This is a genomic window from Jeotgalibacillus sp. S-D1, from assembly GCF_004358665.1.
Taxonomy (GTDB): Bacteria; Bacillota; Bacilli; order Bacillales; family Jeotgalibacillaceae; genus Jeotgalibacillus.
On the sequence record NZ_SMZR01000001.1, the window covers coordinates 195065 to 215485 of the forward strand.

General features: G+C 42.3%; 17 protein-coding genes. 14 read left to right on the forward strand and 3 right to left on the reverse strand.

Features of this window, described 5'->3' with window-relative positions:
* Window positions 1-127: 127 nt before the first annotated feature.
* Entirely contained in the window at window positions 128-1246 is a 1119-nt protein-coding gene (gene ald, locus E2R51_RS00985) for an alanine dehydrogenase (RefSeq protein ID WP_133375162.1), read from the forward strand.
* A gap of 71 nt (window positions 1247-1317) precedes the next feature.
* Here ald and E2R51_RS00990 read toward each other — a convergent pair whose 3' ends face one another.
* Window positions 1318-2406, reverse strand: coding sequence for a M24 family metallopeptidase (locus tag E2R51_RS00990; RefSeq protein WP_133375163.1), 1089 nt, complete (start codon window positions 2404-2406; stop codon window positions 1318-1320).
* A gap of 187 nt (window positions 2407-2593) precedes the next feature.
* Between E2R51_RS00990 and E2R51_RS00995 the strand changes: the two genes are divergently transcribed.
* Both E2R51_RS00995 and E2R51_RS01000 read left to right on the forward strand, forming a co-directional pair.
* Complete coding sequence (locus E2R51_RS00995; protein ID WP_133375164.1) at window positions 2594-3274, forward strand: metal-dependent hydrolase; 681 nt, start codon at window positions 2594-2596, stop codon at window positions 3272-3274.
* Window positions 3275-3362: 88 nt separating this feature from the next.
* On the forward strand, window positions 3363-4727 hold the full coding sequence (locus tag E2R51_RS01000; RefSeq protein WP_133375165.1) for a DRTGG domain-containing protein: 1365 nt from the start codon (window positions 3363-3365) through the stop codon (window positions 4725-4727).
* A 21-nt stretch (window positions 4728-4748) separates the two neighbouring features.
* Here E2R51_RS01000 and E2R51_RS01005 read toward each other — a convergent pair whose 3' ends face one another.
* The gene (locus tag E2R51_RS01005; protein ID WP_133375166.1) at window positions 4749-5087 is read right to left on the reverse strand and encodes a YtpI family protein; all 339 of its coding nucleotides are present in this window, start codon (window positions 5085-5087) and stop codon (window positions 4749-4751) included.
* Between the two features lie 92 nt (window positions 5088-5179).
* On the opposite strand from E2R51_RS01005, the gene E2R51_RS01010 reads away from it, so the two are divergent.
* From E2R51_RS01010 to E2R51_RS01050, 9 genes are all read left to right on the forward strand, one after another.
* Entirely contained in the window at window positions 5180-6112 is a 933-nt protein-coding gene (locus E2R51_RS01010) for a DHH family phosphoesterase (protein WP_133375167.1), read from the forward strand.
* 29 nt (window positions 6113-6141) lie between these two features.
* Window positions 6142-9468 (forward strand): DNA polymerase III subunit alpha, encoded by a 3327-nt coding sequence (dnaE, locus tag E2R51_RS01015; protein WP_133375168.1) that lies wholly within the window; start codon window positions 6142-6144, stop codon window positions 9466-9468.
* A gap of 199 nt (window positions 9469-9667) precedes the next feature.
* On the forward strand, window positions 9668-10906 hold the full coding sequence (ystJ, locus tag E2R51_RS01020; protein WP_133375169.1) for an NADP-dependent malic enzyme: 1239 nt from the start codon (window positions 9668-9670) through the stop codon (window positions 10904-10906).
* 68 nt (window positions 10907-10974) lie between these two features.
* The gene (locus tag E2R51_RS01025; RefSeq protein WP_133376294.1) at window positions 10975-11538 is read left to right on the forward strand and encodes a FadR/GntR family transcriptional regulator; all 564 of its coding nucleotides are present in this window, start codon (window positions 10975-10977) and stop codon (window positions 11536-11538) included.
* 108 nt (window positions 11539-11646) lie between these two features.
* Entirely contained in the window at window positions 11647-12513 is an 867-nt protein-coding gene (gene accD / locus E2R51_RS01030) for an acetyl-CoA carboxylase, carboxyltransferase subunit beta (protein ID WP_133375170.1), read from the forward strand.
* Window positions 12507-13475 (forward strand): acetyl-CoA carboxylase carboxyl transferase subunit alpha, encoded by a 969-nt coding sequence (gene accA, locus E2R51_RS01035; protein ID WP_133375171.1) that lies wholly within the window; start codon window positions 12507-12509, stop codon window positions 13473-13475. Before accD ends, accA begins: the two co-directional genes overlap by 7 nt.
* 386 nt (window positions 13476-13861) lie before the next feature.
* Window positions 13862-14821: a 6-phosphofructokinase gene (gene pfkA / locus E2R51_RS01040; RefSeq protein WP_133375172.1), complete on the forward strand. Its 960-nt coding sequence runs from the start codon at window positions 13862-13864 to the stop codon at window positions 14819-14821.
* A 33-nt stretch (window positions 14822-14854) separates the two neighbouring features.
* The gene (gene pyk, locus E2R51_RS01045) at window positions 14855-16615 is read left to right on the forward strand and encodes a pyruvate kinase (protein ID WP_133375173.1); all 1761 of its coding nucleotides are present in this window, start codon (window positions 14855-14857) and stop codon (window positions 16613-16615) included.
* A gap of 272 nt (window positions 16616-16887) precedes the next feature.
* On the forward strand, window positions 16888-17274 hold the full coding sequence (locus E2R51_RS01050; RefSeq protein WP_133375174.1) for an FxsA family protein: 387 nt from the start codon (window positions 16888-16890) through the stop codon (window positions 17272-17274).
* A gap of 24 nt (window positions 17275-17298) precedes the next feature.
* Here E2R51_RS01050 and ytvI read toward each other — a convergent pair whose 3' ends face one another.
* Window positions 17299-18408, reverse strand: a complete 1110-nt coding sequence (ytvI, locus tag E2R51_RS01055; RefSeq protein WP_165967101.1) for a sporulation integral membrane protein YtvI — start codon at window positions 18406-18408, stop codon at window positions 17299-17301.
* A gap of 57 nt (window positions 18409-18465) precedes the next feature.
* On the opposite strand from ytvI, the gene E2R51_RS01060 reads away from it, so the two are divergent.
* Both E2R51_RS01060 and citZ read left to right on the forward strand, forming a co-directional pair.
* On the forward strand, window positions 18466-18963 hold the full coding sequence (locus E2R51_RS01060) for a DUF441 domain-containing protein (protein WP_133375176.1): 498 nt from the start codon (window positions 18466-18468) through the stop codon (window positions 18961-18963).
* Between the two features lie 236 nt (window positions 18964-19199).
* Window positions 19200-20318 carry a citrate synthase gene (citZ, locus tag E2R51_RS01065; protein WP_133375177.1) on the forward strand — a complete coding sequence of 373 codons (1119 nt, stop codon included), beginning with the start codon at window positions 19200-19202 and terminating at the stop codon, window positions 20316-20318.
* Window positions 20319-20421: the final 103 nt, after the last annotated feature.

A 20421-nucleotide genomic window follows, 5' to 3' on the forward strand; every position in this document is an offset into this window, starting at 1 on the left:
TATTAAACCAAGGAAAATAACATGAGACATCACTTCGTTCATTTGTTAAAATGTAATTGCTAAACATCACAATAGAGCTGATGTCAGGCGCATGGATGAGGAGAACTATAATTTGGAGGGGCTTTTAATGCGTATTGGGATTCCAAAAGAAATTAAGAACAATGAAAATCGTGTGGCTATTACACCATCTGGTGTTCACCATTTAGTAATTCAGGGACATGAAGTATTTGTGGAACATGAAGCTGGAATTGGATCAGGTTTTACAAATGAAGATTATCTGGCTGCTGGAGCAAAAATTGCCTTAACTGCTCAGGAAGCCTGGTCTTTTGACATGGTTATGAAGGTGAAAGAGCCGATTGCAAGCGAATATGGCTATTTTAGAGAAGGACTAATTTTATTTACATATCTGCATCTTGCTCCAGAACCGGAACTAACAAAGGCGCTAATAAATAAAAAGGTAGTGGCGATCGCCTACGAAACCGTTCAGCTGCCGAATGGTTCACTTCCATTACTGACACCAATGAGTGAAGTGGCTGGCAGAATGGCCACACAAATTGGTGCTCAATTCCTGGAAAAAATCCATGGTGGTGCCGGCATTCTTCTCGGAGGTGTACCTGGCGTGGCAAGAGGTAAGGTAACAATTGTTGGAGGCGGCGTTGCAGGAACGAATGCGGCGAAGATGGCTGTCGGTCTGGGAGCAGATGTAACCATTCTTGATTTGAGCCCGGATCGTTTGCGTCAATTGGATGATTTATTCGGAAAAGACGTAACTACTTTAATGTCAAATCCATTAAATCTTGCTGAATCTGTAGCGGAATCGGACCTTGTTATCGGAGCTGTTTTAATCCCGGGTGCCAAGGCGCCAAAGCTTGTAACGGAAGAAATGATAAAATCCATGAAAACGGGTGCTGTAGTGGTTGATATTGCAATTGACCAAGGCGGAATTTTTGCAACAACAGACCGTATTACAACGCATGATGCTCCAACTTACACTAAGCACGGAGTCGTACATTATGCCGTAGCCAATATGCCGGGAGCTGTTCCCCGTACATCCACGATTGCACTGACAAATGTAACCGTTCCTTACGCGGTGCAGATTGCCAATAAAGGCTATCGTCAGGCTTGTATTGATAACGAAGCGCTTTTAAAAGGCATTAACTGTGCAAACGGATATGTTACGTATAATGCAGTAGCAGAAGCGCACGGTTTAGAGTACGCCAGTGTCAGAGAATTATTAGTACCATAATAAAAAAAGATGCCATCGCGGCATCTTTTTTTTATTAGGCTCTTTTAAACTTTGGTATTTTTATATGTTTATCAAAAAACTTGAAGTGTTTTTGGAAATTTAGTTAATGTTTCAAATCCGCTGGATGTGACTAACACATCATCCTCTATTCTTACACCGGCTATGTTTGGAACGTAGATGCCAGGTTCGATCGTAAAGGTCATTCCTTCCTGAAGCACAAGATCATTACTTGATGTAATAGAAGGGTACTCGTGCACGTTCAAGCCCAGTCCATGGCCCAGGCGGTGTGGGAAAAAGTCGCCATAACCCGCCTCGTCAATCACTTTTCTGGCTGCGAGGTCCAGATCGCTGACTTTTACACCCGGCTTAACCATCTCCAGCGCTGTCATTTCAGCAGCAAGAACTGTATCATAAATCTTCTTTTGTTCACTGGTGATCTCTCCGAATGCTACTGTGCGGGTAATATCTGAACAATATCCCTTGTACACTACCCCAAGATCAAACAGAACGAGATCTCCTTTTTGAATTTGGGTTAAGCCGGGAGTGCCATGTGGAGATGCCGCATTTTTCCCGGTTAAAACCATAGTAGAAAAAGACATTTCCGTTATGCCCTTTCTTTTTAATTCATACTCGATCGTCGCAAGAATATCTAATTCTGTTTTTCCTTCAGCCAATTCCTTGCATGCTACTTCAACTGCATAATCGGCTAAATGGGCAGCCTCTTGCAGAAGCGCAATTTCTTCCTGTGTCTTCACCACACGAAGATCGTTTAAGGTTTGATCGATCGAATGAACAGTGAATTCTCCAAACGATTGTTTTAAGCTGTTCAGCCTCTCTACTGTTAAATGACTGCTTTCAATAGCGAGTGTATTCAATTCTTTTCCTGTACTTATTTTTTTATGTAATAGACTAATAGGATTCTCTGTATCACTGTAGCCGATAATGGTGCCCTTCCACCCTGCACTTCGAGCCTCCGCTTCTTCCATGCCCGGGCATATGAGAATGTTTTGTCCTTCAGGAGAGATAAAAACGGCTAACCACCGTTCGTGCGGATCGCTTCTGAATCCTGTTGTATAATAAACATTTTCTGTTGAGGTTAATAATGCGCCATCCAGAGAATGGTCAATTAAATAACGTTGAACCTGTTCAGTTTTTACCATTGCATTGTATCCTCCTAAATTATGATCTGCTTATCCTTAAATCCTAGCAATTATTTTGTTTATTGTAAATCAGCACGGCTGGAAAATGCCTTATTAAACATCAACTCCAGGTTTTTAAGTAAAAGCAAGAGGGAATGAGGGTAGGGAGATGCACGGCGTCAAACTATTGTCAGGGAGGAATAGATGTATGCAGATTTCATATCATGGACATTCAATCGTAAAAGTCAAAACCAACGATACGACCATTTTATTTGATCCTTTTATTAATGGAAATGAACTTACTGATTTAAAGGCGGAAAATGAAAAACCGGATGTAATTATTCTTACACACGGTCATAATGATCATGTAGGGGACACCGTTGAAATTGCCAAGAAAAGCGATGCTCTTGTTATTGCTCCTTTTGAACTCGCAACTTACCTTGAATGGCAGGGCTTGAAAACCCATCCAATGAGTATCGGAGGATCTTTTGAATTTGATTTCGGCAAGGTTAAGTTAACACAGGCTTTCCATGGTTCTTCCTATACAACGGACGTTCAGCAGATTATTTATACCGGCATGCCATCAGGGGTTTTGTTGATGGCAGAAGGAAAAACGATCTATCATGCAGGAGATACCTCCCTTTTTGGGGACATGAAGCTGATAGGCGAACGCCATCCGATTGATCTTGCCTTTTTGCCTATTGGGGATAATTTCACCATGGGGCCTGACGATGCGGCTTATGCTGCTGAATTGCTGCAGGCGAAAAAAGTAGTGCCGATTCACTATAATACATTTCCGCCAATTAAACAGGATCCTGACAAATTTGTTCAACTGCTGCAGGAGGGTCAGGGCAAAGTGATGGCTGCAGGCGAGGTAATTACATTATAAACATGGAGACCGCCGGAGGGTGCAAGATGCCCGGCGGTCTTTTTATTTGTTTAGAAAAGGTGTGATCCATTGAAGGAAGGGAACATTAATGCGTATAATAAAAAAGCGAATACATGATCGGATCGAAAGAGAGGAACAGACAGTGGCTACAAAGCATGAACAGATACTTTTACATATCGAATCACTCCCGGTTGGAAATAAAATTTCCGTCCGTCAGGTTGCCAAGACGCTCGATGTCAGTGAAGGGACTGCTTATCGGGCAATTAAAGAAGCAGAAAATCAAGGGCTGGTAAGTACGATTGAACGTGTCGGGACCATCCGTATTGAAAAAAAGAAAAAGGAAAACTTTGAAAGGCTTACCTTTGCCGAAGTAGTCAATATAATAGATGGCCAAGTAATGGGCGGAAGAACCGGGCTGCATAAAACGCTTAATAAGTTTGTAATCGGTGCAATGAAGCTTGAAGCAATGATGCGCTACACGGAGGCAGGTAACCTGTTGATCGTAGGGAACCGTACCCGTGCGCATGAACTTGCACTGCAAGCTGGTGCGGCTGTACTTATAACAGGCGGGTTTGATGCGGATGAATCGGTAAAAAAGCTTGCGGATGAACTGGAACTGCCTGTTATTTCTACCAGTTATGATACGTTTACCGTCGCTGCGATGATTAACCGGGCTATTTATGATCAGCTGATTAAAAAAGAAATCGTACTCGTAGAAGATATCTTAATTCCGTTTGAGCATGCCCATTATTTAACATCAAAGGACAAGGTGGAGCACTGGAGCCGGCTTAATGATGCTACGGAACACAGCCGTTTCCCTGTTGTCGATCAAAACACGCTAAAAGTAGTAGGGATGGTCACTTCAAAGGATATATTAGGGGAAGATCAAAATGAATTAATTGATCGGGTGATGACACGTTCTCCGTTGACTGTAAGCATAAAAACCAGTGTCGCTTCAGCTGCTCATATTATGATATGGGAAGGAATTGAATTGCTGCCTGTCGTTAATGAGCATTATCATTTGGAAGGGGTAATCAGCAGACAGGATGTTCTCAAAGCGCTGCAGATGATTCAGCGTCAGCCGCAAATTGGCGAAACAATAGATGATATTGTTTTTAAGGAAATGACGGTTTATAAAAATTCTGACAAGCCCTATCGTTTTCACGTTACGCCCCAAATGACGAATCAGCTTGGTGCAATATCTTATGGAGTGTTTACATCCCTGGTGACAGAAGCTGCGAACCGGACACTGAAAGACTTCAAACGAAGTGATTTGGTTATTGAAAATATTACGATATACTTTATTAAACCTGTTCAGATGGAAAGTACAATCGAGATCTGTCCAAAATTATTGGATGTCGGCAGAAAATTCGGCAAGGTAGATGTGGAAGTTTTTAGTGAGGGGAATTTGGTAGGAAAAGCGATGATGATGTGCCAGTTATTGGACAGATAAAAAACCGGCATTAAGCCGGTTTCACGATTGCTGCTTCTCAAATTTCTCCCACTCTGCTTCTTCTTTTGCCAGGATAGGTGTAAGATGGCGGTATGCTTTAAACCGCATCCACGAACTGCCGAACCCAATTGCAATAAAAATCCCGGCAATTACATAGGTGACGATTAATTCAGATGATTGTTCAAAATTAAATAGAAACAGCTGATTCAAACCAAAAAAACCAATAGCCAGTCCAAGAGCTATGCCTGCCCGGCTTGCCTGCCATTGTTTTTCAACTGGGCGCACAGAGCGGATTTGCTTTGTTTTAAAGTATAAATAAGCTACACCAGACATGATAATTACAAATACAAAGATTGGCATTCATATTCCTCCATAAAAAAACTGCATTCTTACTATATTGTAGCGGGAAATTTAATGAAACGCCACTCTTGTCACTGAAAGGGCAGATAAAAATGAAAAAGCAGATTATTGATACCATTAAAGAATACGAAACCATTATTATTCACCGGCACGTGCGTCCGGATCCTGATGCCTACGGTTCACAAGGGGGACTGGCTGAAATGATCAGAACTTCTTTCCCGGAAAAAAAAGTTTTTACAGTAGGACAAGGAGAAAAATCACTGTCCTTTTTAAGACGAATGGATGAAGTGCCAGATGAGTTATTCGCTCAAGCGCTTGTTATCGTTTGTGATACAGCCAACGAAGAAAGAGTGGATGATCAGCGCTACAAAAACGGGGCTAAGATTATTAAAATTGACCATCATCCTAATGTAGATCCGTATGGTGATTTATTATGGGTGGATACAACTGCCAGCTCAGTGAGTGAAATGATCTATGAGCTGTATCTGGAAGGAAAAGAGCGGGAGCTGAAACTAAACGATGAGGGAGCCCGCTTGCTTTTTGCAGGAATTGTTGGAGATACTGGAAGATTCCTATTTCCGAGTACATCTCAGAAAACGCTTGAATACGCTGGCCAGCTGATTCAGTACGACTTTGACCGCTCTATTCTGTTTAACTCTTTATACGAAATGGATGCACATGTACTAAAGCTTCAAGGCTATGTGCTGCAAAATTTCTCTATCGACCAAAATGGGGCGGCCTTTATTAAATTAACACAGGATATCCTTAATAAATATGAGGTTTCCGCATCAGAAGCCTCTTTGCTGGTCGGGACTCTGGGCAGTGTCAAAAACATGAAGGCCTGGGTGTTTTTCATTGAAGAACCAACTGAAATCAGAGTGAGGCTTCGCTCTAAAGGGCCAATTGTAAATGAACTTGCCAGACAATACAACGGCGGAGGACACCCTATGGCTGCCGGCGCATCGATAAAAAAATGGTCAGAAGCAGATGAAGTCATTGCCAAGCTGCAAAAAATATGTGAATGATAGAACCCGAAACAGAGGAGGGAAGCAGAATGCCGTTTGTCCATTTGCAGGTCACAAGCTCATATGATCTTTTGTCTAGTACAATCACGCTTTCTGCTTTGATTGAAAGGGCAAAAAAAGAAGGCTACCGGTCCATAGCGATTACGGATCGAAATGTACTGTATGGAGTGGTTCCTTTTTACAGAGCCTGTATCAAAGAAAATATAAAGCCGATCATCGGCATGACAGCAGATGTGTGGGTAGAGCAGGACGAGCGCTCCTACCCGCTCGTTCTGCTGGCTGAAAATGAAACTGGCTTTAAGAATTTAATCAAAATCTCCAGTGGCCTTCAAACAAAATCTCCCAAAGGAATTCCACAGAAGTGGTTATCCTCATACTCTTCAGGACTTATCGCACTTACACCAGGTAATGCAGGCGAAATTGAACAATTAGTTCACCAGCAGTCGATTGAAGAAGCCATGGCAAGAACACATCAATACAGGGAAATGTTTGGTGAAGAATCTTTTTACATCAGCATTCAAAACCATGGTTTGCTGCAGGATCAGGATCAAATGGAAGCACTTCATTCATTCGCAAGCTCAGCTGGTATTCCAACGGCAGCTTCCTGTGATGTTCGTTATCTTGAAAAAGAAGATTCATTCAGCTATGAAGTCATCACAGCCATTCGTGATGGAATAAAAATAGAAGGAGACCGTCTCGAAGGGGACTATTCATTTTTATCCAAGGAAGAGATTAAAGAGAAGTTTTCTTCCTATCCCGAAACAATGGAGGCAACACTGGAAATTTCTCAGCGCTGCCAGGTTGAATTGGACTTCACCAGGACTTATTTACCCAAATATCCTGTTCCCGATGATGTTACGGCAAAAGAAGTACTTGAGCATCTTTGCATGGAGGGAATGAAGAAAAGAATATCTGCTATATCCCCTCTTTATAAAGAAAGACTTTTATATGAACTGTCTGTAATCGACCGTATGTCGTTTAATGACTACTTTTTAATTGTCTGGGATTTCATGAAGTTTGCCAGAGAACAAGGTATTTTAACAGGACCGGGCCGGGGGTCAGCAGCAGGCTCTCTTGTGGCTTATGCACTGTATATAACACATGTAGATCCAATTAAGCATGATTTGTTATTTGAGCGCTTTTTAAATCCTGAACGAATATCGATGCCTGATATTGATATTGATTTTCCAGATCACAGAAGAGACGAAGTGATCCAATATGTGGCAGAAAAATACGGCTCAAAACACGTAGCTCAGATTGTCACCTTCGGATCATTATCAGCCAAAGCCATTGCAAGAGATACAGCAAGGGTATATGGCTTTTCCACAGGTGAAATGGAAGTGATCTCACGCTCCATCCCTTCACGGCCAGGCATTGTTTTAGAAGAGGCTTATAAGGAGTCTCCTAATCTGCGTCAGTTTGTTGACCAATCAAGTCGCCACCAGCAATGGTTTAATACAGCAAAAAAATTGGAGGGTCTGCCTCGCCATACATCAACTCATGCAGCTGGTGTAGTGATCAGCGACCGGCCGTTAGTCGACATTGTGCCTCTTCAGCAAGGGCAGGAATATATTCATTTGACGCAGTGGCCGATGGATATATTGGAAGATGTTGGTTTACTTAAAATGGACTTTTTAGGGCTGAGGAATTTAACACTCCTGGAAAAAATAACGCAGGCTGTTAAAAGCCAGCATCCGCAGTTCAGGCTTGAAGACATTCCGGGAGATGACAGAGAAACGTTTGATCTGCTGAGTAAAGGCTTGACAGTAGGAATCTTCCAGCTTGAATCAGATGGAATGAAAAACGTGCTGACGAAACTAAAACCAAGTAAATTTGAAGATATCGTGGCTGTAAATGCACTGTATCGTCCAGGCCCGATGGAACATATCCCTTTGTTCATCAAACGAAAACATAAAATTGAAACTGTTCAGTATGCTCACGAAGATTTGAAGGATATCCTTTCCCCTACCCATGGAATTATTGTTTATCAGGAGCAAATCATGCAGATCGCCGCCCGCCTTGCAGGTTTTACACTCGGTCAGGCTGATATGCTCAGAAGAGCTGTAAGCAAAAAGAAGAAGGAAGATCTTGATCGGGAACGGGCAAGGTTTGTACAAGGTTCAATAAAAAGGGGCTATGGGGAAAAAACAGGCAATGAAATTTATGATTTAATTGTGCAGTTCGCCAATTATGGATTTAATAAGAGCCATGCCGTGGCATACAGTTTGATTGCTTATCAGCTTGCTTATCTAAAAGCTCACTATGCCAAACATTTTATGGCTGCTCTTATGACTTCTGTCACAGGAAATGAAGATAAAATGCGCTTGTATATCAGGGAGTGTGAAAGATTAAATATCCCTGTACTGCCGCCTTCTATTAATAAGAGCCAGCGTTATTTTGCAGTGGAGGAAGAAGGGATCCGTTACAGCATCAGTTCCATCAAAGGTATTGGGAAAACGCCGGCTATGGATATTGTTACTGTCAGAAGATCCAAAGAATATAAAGATTTATTTGATCTTTGTGTCAGAGTCCCCTCAAAATCCATTAATCGGAAAGTAATCGAGGCACTTGTATTTTCAGGAGCGTTGGATGACTTTGGAAAGGATCGGTCCACATTGCTTGCTACGATTGATGTAGCTCTCGAACATGCATCCTTGATGGCATCAGATGACGGCGGGTTATTCGGTGATGATTTTAACATTTCCCCGAAATACATTGAAAAATCGCCGATGCCCCCAGAAGAAAAGCTCGCCTACGAAAAAGAAGTGTTAGGCCTCTACTTATCCGCTCACCCGGTTTCTGCTATGAAAGATAAACTGGCAACTTTGCAGGCAAAGTCTTCGGATGAACTTCAACCTGGTCAGCGGTCTATTATTATGGGGGCACTGGTCACAGACATCCGGATGATTCGAACTAAGAAGGGAGAAGCAATGGCCTTTGCAGTTTTAAGTGATGCAGCAGGAGACATAGATGCAGTGGTGTTTCCTGATGTATACCGACATGCCTCCTCGATCTTAATTCCGGGCAGCCTTATCATTTTGCAGGGAAAGGCAGAAGAACGAAACGGCAGAGTGCAAATCGTTATTCAAGAGATTAAACTTGCAAAAGATTGGAATACGCCAAAAAGCAGCCCCAAGCTTTTTCTGCGCATTCCTCAGCATCTGGATCAAGAGGGTACGTTAGAACAAGTAAGAGAGATTTGCAGTAAATATAAAGGCGGCACTCCGGTTGTCATCCATTTTGAAGATTCAAAGCGGACGATTCAGCTTCAGCGATCTGAATGGGGAAACATTTCCGGCGATCTTTCTTCCGAACTGAAGAAACTGCTGGGAAATTCAAATGTTGTGGTGCAGTAATCAATTAGGTTTTTAAGTGGACAAAAAACGTCCACCCGCCAGTGTTTCACACGGTTAAAAGGATTGCACAGCATCCGGAGCGTTAAAATATCATTGCTTTTTCGAGGCTTTTTTTGATATAGTGGTTTAGAGATTTATGTGGTCAGACCAATTGTTAAATAAAGGGGATATCCCCGTTAAATCCAGGGAGTGAATTACCTTGTCATTACGCGACGAAGCGCTACATATGCACAGAGTGAACCAGGGGAAATTAGAATCAAAATCAAAAGTATCCGTTCGCAATGCTGAAGAACTAAGCCTGGCTTATTCTCCAGGAGTAGCCGAACCATGTAAGGAAATTTATGATAAGCCTGAAACGGTTTATGATTATACAATGAAAGGCAATATGGTAGCAGTTGTTTCAGATGGCACTGCTGTTCTTGGTCTGGGCAATATCGGCCCTGAAGCTGCATTGCCTGTAATGGAAGGAAAAGCAGTATTGTTTAAAAGCTTTGCTGGCGTTGACGCTTTTCCAATTTGTTTGAATACAACTGATATTGATAAAATAGTAGAAACTGTTAAATTGATGGAGCCAACCTTTGGCGGTGTAAACCTTGAAGACATTGCCGCTCCGCGCTGCTTTGAAATTGAAGAACGATTAAAGAAGGAAACCAATATTCCTATATTTCATGATGATCAGCATGGTACAGCAATTGTTACCGTGGCAGGACTTGTGAATGCATTAAAAATTACGAATAGAGATATGTCTAATATTAAGGTAGTAATGAACGGTGCGGGTGCTGCTGGCATTGCAATCATCAATTTGTTATATAGCTATGGTGTCCGAGACATTATCATGTGTGATTCAAAAGGAGCTATTTTTGAAGGGCGTCCTTATGGTATGAATAAAATTAAAGATGGTGTGGCTAAAATCACAAACCGTCAGCGTCTGGACGGCTCACTGGAAGACGCCATTCAGGGAGCGGATGTATTCATTGGAGTATCAGTAGCTGGTGCCCTGACAGAAGAAATGGTTGGGACAATGAATGATGAAGCCATTATTTTCGCAATGGCAAACCCTGTACCTGAGATAATGCCGGAACTGGCAAAGGTTGCAGGAGCTAAAGTTATTGGAACCGGCCGTTCAGATTATCCGAATCAGGTCAATAATGTATTGGCTTTTCCTGGTATTTTCAGAGGAGCGCTGGATGTACGTGCTACTCATATCAATGAGAAGATGAAACGTGCGGCTGTTGAAGCTATTGCCTCATTAATCTCAGACAAGGAACTCAATGAAAATTATGTTATTCCTGCACCATTCGACCCGCGCGTTGCACCTGCAGTTGCTGCTGCTGTTGCTACAGCTGCTATGGAAACGGGTGTAGCCAGAAGAAAAGTGGATCCTGAAGAAATACGGGCCAAAACAGAGCGTTTATCTTTAATTGGAAAAAGTGAGTGACCCCATACGTGGAACAATCTAACCCTCAGTTAAAGGTATATATCTCTGTTGTTCATCAGCTTAAAGATATGATTCAGCGAGATCGTCTGACCTCAGGTGACCGGCTGCCCTCAGAGCGCGAATTATCAGATCGCCTCGGGGTTGGCCGGTCGTCTGTACGTGAGGCGTTTCGAGCACTGGAGCTGCTAGGTCTGATTGAGACAAGGCACGGAGAAGGAACTTTTTTACGCGATTTTAGAGATCATCGCCTGGTTGAATTACTGGGAATGTTTATTTTGCAAAACGGTCAGGCAGAAAATGATGTGGTGGAAATGAAGGATTGGGTTGAATCCGCAAGCTTCAACCGTTTGTTTTTAAGTGGAAAAGACGGTATTGAACACCTTTTTGATACGATTCACGCCGGTTTTAACAAAGGGGAAATCAGTACCTTCACACACTTTAAATCCAAACTGATCAAAGCTTCAGGAAACCGCCTCGCCTATAAGGTATGGCTTGTTCTGCATGATTTTGACACTGAAGGAAAGAAAGAAATACTTCCATTAAGCGAAGAACTCATTTATGATGTTAAAAACGCATTACTAACTGGTAATATGGAATTTATTCGTGCTATTTGCACAGCTTCAGACCAATAAATAAGAGATAAATCAACTATGCCAAGAATCTCATGTACGAGTGGGAATTAGATAGTTGCCAGATGAAAAATCTTTACAGGATTTAAAACATGGGGAGGAGGATTTACGTTGCTCAAAGATATTTTTACGAAACCAAAAAAGAAGAAGTATGCGACCATTCCTTCTGAAAATGCTAAAAATGATGTGCCCGAAGGAATTATGACGAAATGTCCGAAATGCAAAAAGATTATGTACACAAAAGAAATTAAGAAAAACAGTAAAGTTTGCCAGAATTGTGGATTTCATCACATCATGACGTCTTCAGAACGTATCAAAAGCTTAGTAGATTCTGGCACTTTTGTTGAAATGAATGAAGAGATGAAGTCCATTAATCCTCTTAACTTCCCGGATTACTTGGAAAAAGTGGAAAAGGACCGTAAAAAGACTGGTTTAAACGAGGCGGTTGTTACTGGTACTGCTGAAATCGAGGGCCATAAAGTAGTGCTGGCAATAATGGATTCCAGCTTTAGAATGGGCAGTATGGGTTCGGTTGTGGGAGAGAAGATTTCATTGGCTATCGCACGTGCTGAAGAGCTTTCTGCACCATTTATTATCTTCACTGCCAGCGGAGGGGCACGCATGCAGGAAGGCGTCCTGTCATTGATGCAAATGGCTAAAACTAGTACAGCGCTGAAGAAATTCAGCACTGCAGGCGGACTTTTTATTTCTGTCATGACACACCCTACAACAGGGGGAGTTTCTGCAAGCTTTGCCTCTTTGGGTGATTACAATTTTGCTGAACCCGGAGCTCTGATCGGATTCGCAGGCCGAAGAATTATCGAGCAGACCATTCGTGAAAAGCTGCCTGAAGATTTTCAAACCGCAGAGTTTTTACTGGAACACGGACAGCTTGATGCAGTTGTTCCAAGAACTGAATTGAGAGAACGTCTGTCGACTATTTTGGCTATTCATAAGCAGGGGGTTGCAACATGGTAAATGAACTTGAATTTGAAAAGCCGCTTGTTCAGCTAAAAGAAAAAATTAATGAGCTTAAAAACTTTACAGCAAACTCCGATGTTGATTTATCCCTTGAAATTGAGAAATTAGAGCAGCGCCTGGCTAAATTGGAAGATGATATTTATTTAAATATAAAGCCATGGGATCGGGTTCAAATCGCCCGGCATCCTGAAAGACCAACTACTTTGGATTATATTGGTGAATTATTTGACCAATTTATCGAACTGCACGGTGACCGTCTGTACGGTGATGATCAAGCGATCGTAGGAGGAATTGCGTTTTATAAAGGCAATCCAGTCACAGTTATTGGCCATCAGCGCGGGAAAGCCACGAAAGAAAATATCCGCAGGAATTTCGGTATGCCACACCCAGAAGGATATCGAAAAGCGCTCCGTCTAATGAAGCAGGCGGAAAAATTTAATCGTCCGATTATCTGCTTTATTGATACAAAAGGGGCTTACCCTGGTAAAGCGGCGGAGGAGCGGGGACAAAGTGAAGCAATTGCCCGCAATCTCTTTGAAATGGCAGGGTTAACTGTCCCTGTGGTTTGCATTGTAATTGGAGAGGGAGGAAGCGGAGGAGCACTTGCACTTGGGATAGGCAACCATCTGCATATGCTTGAAAACTCTACTTACTCCGTTATTTCACCTGAGGGTGCAGCTTCTATTTTGTGGAAAGATGCTTCGTTAGCAAAAAAAGCAGCAGAATCAATGAAAATTACAGCTCCGGATCTTAAGGAGTTAGGCATTATTGACGAAATTGTACCTGAGGTAAAAGGTGGGGCGCACAAAGGAATTAAGGAGCAGGCTAAAAAAATTGACACTGTTCTTTATCGTTCCCTTGCTGAACTGTCCAAGCTCTCTGTCGAACAGTTAATTTCACATCGCCATGAAAAATTCCAGAAGATTGGATCTCATTCTGTTTTGACTGAAATCCATTAGGGAATAGTAGACGTGTACCTTTTTTTGGTACGCGTCTTTTTTTTTTGCTTCATTCAGTCAACAGAAGACGCAGGGTGAAGGCGAAAAAGAAGAACCAAATTTTTGTTTATATGTTTCTTCCTGTAAAATTACTTTTTTGCAAAAAAATATTTATGTCGATTTGGTGAATTATTTTATTGATAAAGCGTTTTCATTCGAACAATAATTTCGTCTATTGGTTAACCTGCGGGCTATTTATTGAGTACAGGCCTTCTTCATGTTATTTTATATGGGGTAGAAATTTAACTTGTACAGTCAAATTTAGTTCTTTGACGTTTAGGGATATTTATTTGTGTGAAGCACTTAACATATATTAAACATTAAGTTAAAAGGTGGGAATTTTTTTTATGAAAAAAATTGGTGTTTTAACGAGTGGTGGAGATTCTCCCGGGATGAACCCAGCGGTGCGGGCAGTAGTTCGTAAAGCCATTTTTCATGGTCTTGAAGTATATGGGATTTACCAGGGGTACCAGGGTTTGATTTCAGGTAATATTGAGAAATTAGAATTAGGATCTGTGGGCGATATTATTCATCGGGGCGGTACAAAACTTTACTCCGCAAGATGTGAAGAGTTTAAAACTGCAGAAGGCCAGCTGAAAGGTATTCAGCAGCTCGAAAAGCATGGCATTGAAGGTCTGGTTGTGATTGGCGGCGACGGTTCATACATGGGAGCGAAAGCGCTGACTGAACATGGATACCCATGTGTCGGAGTACCGGGAACCATTGATAATGATATTCCGGGAACAGACTTTACAATTGGCTTCGATACCGCATTAAATACCGTTATTGATGCAATTGATAAAATCCGGGATACTGCGACATCTCATGAACGTACGTTCATAATCGAAGTTATGGGTCGTAATGCCGGGGATATCGCTTTATGGGCAGGATTATCCGGTGGAGCGGAAACGATTCTTATTCCAGAGGATCCACACGACATGGATAACATTGCTGAAAGAATTCTTAAAGGGCATGCACGCGGCAAAAAACACAGCATTATCATTGTAGCGGAAGGCGTTATGTCAGGAAACGAACTGGCTGAAAAGCTTAAAGAGAAAATGGCGCTTGAAACACGTGTATCAGTTCTTGGGCACATGCAGCGCGGAGGTTCACCTACTGCATCAGACCGTGTGCTTGCGAGCCGTCTGGGAGCAAAAGCAGTCGAATTGCTTATGGAAGGCAAGGGCGGACGAGCTGTAGGAATCGAAAAGAATGTATTGGTTGATTATGATATTATTGAAGCGTTAAAGATGGAACATAAAGCAGATATGGATTTATATCGCCTTTCCCAGGAATTATCCATTTAAATAAATATAGCCTTTAGGAGGTACAAGTTGATTATGAGAAAAACTAAGATTGTATGTACAATAGGACCTGCAAGTGAAAGCATTGAAAAATTAACTCAATTGATGGAAGCCGGGATGAATGTAGCGCGTTTGAACTTCTCCCATGGGGACTTTGAAGAACATGGTGCCCGTATTCAAAATATCCGTGCAGCAGCTGAAAAGCTAGGCAAAAATGTCGGGATTTTATTGGACACAAAGGGTCCTGAAATTCGTACTAATACAATGGAAAACGGTGCTTTGCATTTAGAAGCAGGAAACCGAATTATTGTGTCGATGAACGAGGTAGTGGGAACGACTGACAAATTTTCTATTACGTATGAAGGTCTTGTAGATGACGTTCATGAAGGATCTAAAATCCTTCTGGATGATGGACTAATCGGCCTGGAGGTTGAATCAATTGACCGCAGTTCAAAAGAACTGACAACCAGAATTCTGAACAGCGGAACGTTAAAGAACAAGAAAGGCGTTAATGTGCCGGGTGTTTCGGTTAAACTTCCTGGTATTACAGAAAAAGACGCTCAGGATATTTTATTTGGTATTGAACAGGGAGTAGATTTTATTGCTGCTTCATTCGTTCGCCGTGCAACTGATGTTCTGGAAATCCGTGAACTTCTTGAAAAAAATGGCGCTGCCAATATCAATATAATTCCTAAAATTGAAAACCAAGAAGGCGTTGATAACATTGACGAAATTCTTGAAGTATCGGATGGTTTAATGGTTGCTCGTGGTGACTTGGGGGTTGAAATTCCAGCTGAAGAAGTTCCTCTTGTTCAAAAAGATTTGATTCGCAAATGTAACGCTGTAGGTAAACCGGTTATTACGGCTACTCAAATGCTTGATTCCATGCAGCGCAATCCCCGCCCGACACGTGCTGAAGCAAGTGACGTGGCCAATGCAATCTTTGATGGCACCGACGCTATTATGCTTTCAGGTGAAACTGCAGCAGGAGATTACCCGGTAGAATCAGTTCAAACAATGAACAATATTGCGTCACGTGCTGAAACAGCATTGGACTATAAAACGATTTTATCAAACCGCAGCAAGCGATTTGAGCGCAATATGACAGATGCAATCGGACAGGCAGTAGCCCACACGGCTCTTAATCTGGAGGTTAATGCCATTATCGCTCCAACAGAAAGCGGACATACTGCACGCATGATTTCAAAATATCGTCCTGAAGCAACAATCGTAGCTGTTACAGCTGATTCGGCTGTATCACGCCGTCTGGCTCTTGTATGGGGTGTATATCCTCAAGTGGGCAGACTAACTAATACAACAGATGAAATGCTGGATATGGCTGTTTCAGAGAGCTTAAACAGCGGCTGCGTAAAGCATGGTGATTTAGTAGTGATTACAGCAGGCGTGCCTGTAGGTGAATCCGGTACAACAAACCTTATGAAGATCCACATCGTTGGTGATGTACTGGCTAGAGGTCAGGGAATCGGACGCAAATCAGGATTTGGACGGGCAGTCGTTGCATCTAATGCAGCAGAAGCGATTGAGAAGGTACAGGAAGGCTCTGTGCTAGTAACCATTGGAACTGATAAAGACATGGTGCCGGTATTGGAGAAATGTGCTGCGTTAATCGTTGAAGAAGGCGGATTAACAAGCCATGCTGCTGTGGTTGGTCTGAATCTTGGACTGCCGGTTATTGTTGGTGTAGACAATGCAACGACTCTCTTTAAAGACGGCCAGGAAGTCACGGTCGATGCTGAACGCGGTGTGGTTTATAACGGACACGCAAGCGTACTATAAGAACAGCAAAAAGGCGCTCCTTTACAGGTGCGCCTTTTCGTTTATTAGCCCTCTATAGGTAAGCTGTTGATTCAGGCTGAAGGTGAGAATCCCACAAACAGCGTTGAATATCGCTCACTGCCGGCCCGACGTGCCGCTTGGCACCTTCTGCGGAAACCAACAGGCGTTGGAACAACCTGCTTATTATGAAGGCTAGGGTGCTATTCTGGTCTTCTTTCAGCCGCTTATGATATAATTAGTTTAACGTAGAGTTCACAAAGGAGGATCCGCTATTGAGATGGATCATGCTTTTAATTATTGTAATTCCTGCACTTGAAATAGCTGCACTCATTCGCGTGGGAAGCTGGATTGGAATTTTTCCGACGCTATTAATCATCATTGCTACGGGGATTCTAGGCGCTTATTTAGCAAAGTCCCAAGGAATACAGGCATATCAGAAAGTCCGAAACCAAATGGGCGTTCAACAGGCGCCAAGTGATATCATTATAGATGGCTTATGCATTTTAGTTGGAGGAGTGCTATTGCTGACTCCGGGTTTCATCACTGATATAACAGGGTTTTTACTTCTAATTCCATTTACTAGAAACCGTTTTAAACCGCTTATTCATAACTGGATTCGAAAGAAAATGGGAAATGGAAATATTATTATTTACCGTTAAGGTATGCCATAAGGAATTATCCGTTTAATGGATAGTTCCTTTTTTTATATACATCCAGAGGGCAGAAAAAGTGCCTGCTCTAATCAGGGTGCTGATTGTGAGCAGAATAAGGGGAGATAGGATGACACCTTTAAAACCAAACCATTGGAAAGTTACGTAAATTAGCAAAAATGTAATAAAAGGATGGATGCCAAGTGATTGGCCAATTATTTTTGGCTCCATTACCTGTCTTACCGCCGTGTTGACACACTGAATAATAATGAGACCGATCACCAACGAATGCATCCCCTGTATCCAGCAGTAAAAAATCCATGGAATAAACAGTATGCTTGTCCCAACTATTGGAATCAGGTCTAATATAGCAGCAATTAAGGCAATAGCAGGAGCGCCTTCTATTTTTAGAAACAGCAGACCAATAAGTACTATAGCAGCAGTAATAACTGCTAAAAGAAGCTGAGCCTGTATGTAGGACCCTGCATAAAAACGAATGGATTCAGACATCTTCACTTTATAGCCGTTTATTGCTGCAGGCAGAACGCGTTTTAGGGCAGATTGAATTCTGCTTTTTTCTTTTATGAAAAAATAGGTGGAGATCAGAGCAATCATTCCGCCAAAAATCATGCTTGGCAAACTTGATATCAGCAGGGAAAGTTCGATGAAAAGACCCTCCCCGGCCTGCTGCATAAAAGCTACCGCTTTATGCTCAAGCGACAGGATGATGGTATCAGATGTGTGCTGGTTAATGATCCCTTTGGATTTCAGCCAGGTTTCAGCGAAATTAATGAGAGGCAATACTTTTGCAATGGCCAGCTGAAACGCATCTGTTAATTGTGTGAAAAGTTCAGGTATCCGCTCGACAAGCCTTAGAAAATCTGACCAGAATAAAAACCCCGCCACTGCAAAAATGCCTATGACAAAACAGCAAAAACCGGTTATGGTCAAAAAAATACTTAATGAAAAAGGCAGACGGCTGCTGCGGTGAAGTAAACAGGACGGATGGTACAATAAGAAAGAAATCACCCATCCAAAAAGTACCGGAAGCATATAACGGTATGCTGCTGCGAAAAGGACCAGAAGGAGAAGAATTCCTGCAATTACGGCTATCAGCCTTGCAGGGAGCGATGAATTTGTCATGAATATCACCAACATTTCTAAGGGCTTTTCTATTTATATGTTTTAATATAGAAATGAATGAACAGGAACAACAGATTGGAGGAACAGCTCGTGGATCAGGCACTTCTTTTTTTACTGCTGCTTCTTGGTGTTGCAGTAGTAGCCAAAAATAACTCATTGATCATTGCCGTGGGAGTATTAGTAGTTATTAAAGTGGCCGGCATGGATCAGAAAATATTTGACACGATTCAATCAAAAGGGATAAACTGGGGCGTCACCATCATTACCATAGCTGTTTTGGCTCCTATTGCGAGTGGAGCGATAGGCTTTAAGGACCTTACAGACGCGATGAAATCCCCATACGCCTGGATTGCGTTAGGATCGGGGATCATTGTAGCCATGATTGCAAAAGGGGGAATATCGCTTTTGCGAAATGACCCTCATATAACCGTTGCTCTGGTTCTCGGGACAATCCTCGCGGTTGCTCTATTTCGAGGTATTGCAGTTGGCCCGCTGATTGGAGCCGGAATTGCCTATTATTCGATGAAGATTTATGAATGGATTAGTCAGATTTAAGCGATTTTTGGAAAAATAATATAGGAAATTAGTGCGTTTTCATTCACAAAGGTCAGTTTATTGATTATAATGGAGGATGTAAGCGCATCCTTAGCAAAATTATGGTTTTTTATTGAACATGCAATGAGCAAGCGCTCAGATTACACAAGATCGAACCTGTTTACGTGTATCATTCTTGATTAGGCCTGATTCAGAGCTTATGAAGGACTAAAATATATTCAAAAGGAGAGATTGGTATGACTGCAACACGAGGATTGGAAGGTGTCGTTGCGACAACCTCGTCCATCAGTTCAATTATTGATGACACGCTTACATATGTTGGCTACAACATTGATGACCTTACTGAAAACGCTAGCTTTGAAGAGGTCATTTACTTACTTTGGCATCTCCGTTTGCCTGGAAAAGGTGAACTTGCCGAGCTTAAACAGCAATTAGCAGATAGCATGACGCTGCCTGAAGGAGTGCTTGCTCAATTAAAAGCGATGCCGGTGGAAAACGTCAACCCGATGGCTGCTCTTCGAACAACAGTATCATCACTGGGTCTTTATGATGATGAGGCGGATGTCATGGAGGATGATGCGAACTATCGAAAAGCGGTTCGTCTGCAGGCGCAAATGTCTTCGATCGTTACTGCTTTTTCCCGTATTCGTCAGGGAAAAGAACCTGTAGCTCCAAAAGCTGATTTAAGCTTTGCTGCAAATTTTATGTACATGCTTACTGGCGAAGAGCCGGCAGCGATTGAAGAGGAAGCCATGAACAAAGCGCTGGTACTTCACGCAGATCATGAACTTAATGCCTCCACTTTTACTGCCCGTGTTTGTGTCGCAACACTCTCTGACATTTACTCCGGTGTAACAGCTGCCATTGGTGCCTTAAAAGGACCGCTGCACGGAGGTGCAAATGAGCAGGTTATGAAGATGCTTTCTGAAATTGATTCAGTAGAAAACGCAGAGTCAATCGTGCGCAAGAAACTGGAAAATAAAGAAAAAATCATGGGCTTTGGCCATCGTGTCTACCGTCAGGGTGATCCACGTGCCAAACATCTTAGAGAAATGTCAAAAAAACTGACAGAACTTACGGGTGAATCCAAGTGGTACGATATGTCAGTGAAAATTGAAGAAGTTGTAACTTCACAGAAAGAACTTCCGCCAAATGTGGATTTCTATTCTGCTTCTGTCTATCACAGTCTAGGAATCGACCACGATTTATTTACTCCGATTTTTGCGGTCAGCCGTGTTTCCGGTTGGCTGGCTCATATCCTTGAACAATATTCTAACAACCGCTTAATCCGTCCGCGTGCGGATTATATAGGCCCTGGGATGCAGGAATATGTTCCGCTTGAAAAACGCGGCTAACAGTTTACAAATTGTTCAATAACTGATGTAATGAACTAGATGCAATTTGAGGGGACTGGCTAACATTATGAGTCAGTCCCCCGACAATGATATTTGGAGGGAA

Coding starts and splice junctions, on each gene's coding strand:
- E2R51_RS01005 (WP_133375166.1), bottom strand. CDS start 5,087: ATGCCAATCTTTGTATTTGTAATTATCATGTCTGGTGTAGCTTATTTA.
- E2R51_RS00995 (WP_133375164.1), top strand. CDS start 2,594: ATGCAGATTTCATATCATGGACATTCAATCGTAAAAGTCAAAACCAAC.
- pfkA (WP_133375172.1), top strand. CDS start 13,862: ATGAAAAAAATTGGTGTTTTAACGAGTGGTGGAGATTCTCCCGGGATG.
- dnaE (WP_133375168.1), top strand. CDS start 6,142: ATGCCGTTTGTCCATTTGCAGGTCACAAGCTCATATGATCTTTTGTCT.
- E2R51_RS01000 (WP_133375165.1), top strand. CDS start 3,363: ATGCGTATAATAAAAAAGCGAATACATGATCGGATCGAAAGAGAGGAA.
- E2R51_RS01025 (WP_133376294.1), top strand. CDS start 10,975: ATGATTCAGCGAGATCGTCTGACCTCAGGTGACCGGCTGCCCTCAGAG.
- E2R51_RS01060 (WP_133375176.1), top strand. CDS start 18,466: ATGAACAGGAACAACAGATTGGAGGAACAGCTCGTGGATCAGGCACTT.
- accA (WP_133375171.1), top strand. CDS start 12,507: ATGGTAAATGAACTTGAATTTGAAAAGCCGCTTGTTCAGCTAAAAGAA.
- citZ (WP_133375177.1), top strand. CDS start 19,200: ATGACTGCAACACGAGGATTGGAAGGTGTCGTTGCGACAACCTCGTCC.
- ald (WP_133375162.1), top strand. CDS start 128: ATGCGTATTGGGATTCCAAAAGAAATTAAGAACAATGAAAATCGTGTG.
- ytvI (WP_165967101.1), bottom strand. CDS start 18,408: ATGACAAATTCATCGCTCCCTGCAAGGCTGATAGCCGTAATTGCAGGA.
- E2R51_RS00990 (WP_133375163.1), bottom strand. CDS start 2,406: ATGGTAAAAACTGAACAGGTTCAACGTTATTTAATTGACCATTCTCTG.
- pyk (WP_133375173.1), top strand. CDS start 14,855: ATGAGAAAAACTAAGATTGTATGTACAATAGGACCTGCAAGTGAAAGC.
- E2R51_RS01010 (WP_133375167.1), top strand. CDS start 5,180: ATGAAAAAGCAGATTATTGATACCATTAAAGAATACGAAACCATTATT.